Consider the following 1,119-nt stretch of genomic DNA (forward strand, 5'->3'; position numbering starts at 1 on the left):
GTCAAAACTGTCACTTCTTTTGCCATAAACCCGGCAAAACAATCGCCATTTTTTGCCTGCAGTTGAGGCGGGCGTTAGAAGGCGGGGTTCATTTTAGGGATTCGAGTGCCGCATCAACAACTTTTCTGTTGTCAGCTAGATCAATACTGCGGCAATTAACTTGAGAGAGTGTAAAAGAAATCGTCTAACTTCACGGCTCACCGCTTAAACTCTTTCTGTTTTTCTTCGGTATCTCACGATAGCGGTGTCTTTGGGTTTTACTTGAGAAAGCATTAAGTTAGAGTGTTTTAATTGAGTTATGAATGTGGTGTAGGTCCGCCATTCTAACAAGGTTTTCAAGTCGGACTCGTGACACAGCTTGCTCGGTTCCACTTCGTTTCACATTTTAGCAAGCTGTTACTCGCCGCTTAAAACGGCGTTAGTTGCCAAACGGAGTATGGTGAATGATTCACAATATTGAGGACTTCATAAGCTGGATTGACATGCAATTGAATGAAAGTATTCCAAACGAAATTATCGCATTTAATATCAATATATATGAATCTCCTTTTAATATTGAAATTGTCGGTTCAAATGAATTTGATCTCGAAGATGAGGGCTGGGCATGTAATGAAGACTGGATTCCTGAAAACAGGTTTATTTCAGTTTCAAATTCATTATTCGGTAATTCATGGGAGTCGGCGCAAGAAAATATTGTTTCTATGGCTAAACAATATCTCAACGCTAATTCAGAAAATGTAGTTAAACTTCAACAAGCTCAAGGGTTTGCTGTAGGTTTTGTTGATGGTAACCTTACATACGTAAAATAGGCAACTAACAAGCCAATCAAGCGGGACTAAAAACAGTTTGCTCGGTTTCGCTTCGCTACACATTTTAGCAAACAATTTTTAGCCCCTTATTGGGGCGCTGACGGATCCCCTCATAATTTCCCCAGTCCAGCGTTGTGCGTGAGCCGCTGATATTCCAGTATTGCCCATTGATATTGGGACTCGTGAATTTGATATCGCCTATGGCTCCGGGCTTCCCTCCCTAAGCGGGGTAGGGAAAGCACTCTGCGATGTTTTATTGTGTTGGCTTGAAAGTCAAAATGCCACTTCGCTTGTACCGCAACGAGTCCAT

At 41.8% G+C, this 1,119-nt stretch carries 1 protein-coding gene; it reads left to right on the forward strand.

Annotated elements, in window-relative coordinates; genetic code table 11:
* The first annotated feature begins 443 nt into the window (after positions 1 to 443).
* Positions 444 to 809, forward strand: a complete 366-nt coding sequence (locus D1Z90_RS20720; protein ID WP_119912657.1) for a hypothetical protein — start codon at positions 444 to 446, stop codon at positions 807 to 809.
* Positions 810 to 1,119: the final 310 nt, after the last annotated feature.

It is taken from the genome of Motilimonas pumila, assembly GCF_003596335.1.
Lineage (GTDB): Bacteria > Pseudomonadota > Gammaproteobacteria > Enterobacterales > CBDFNC01 > Motilimonas > Motilimonas pumila.

Bases quoted from the DNA above. Each gene is read 5' to 3' on its own strand.
- D1Z90_RS20720 (WP_119912657.1), top strand. From the start codon at position 444: ATGATTCACAATATTGAGGACTTCATAAGCTGGATTGACATGCAATTG.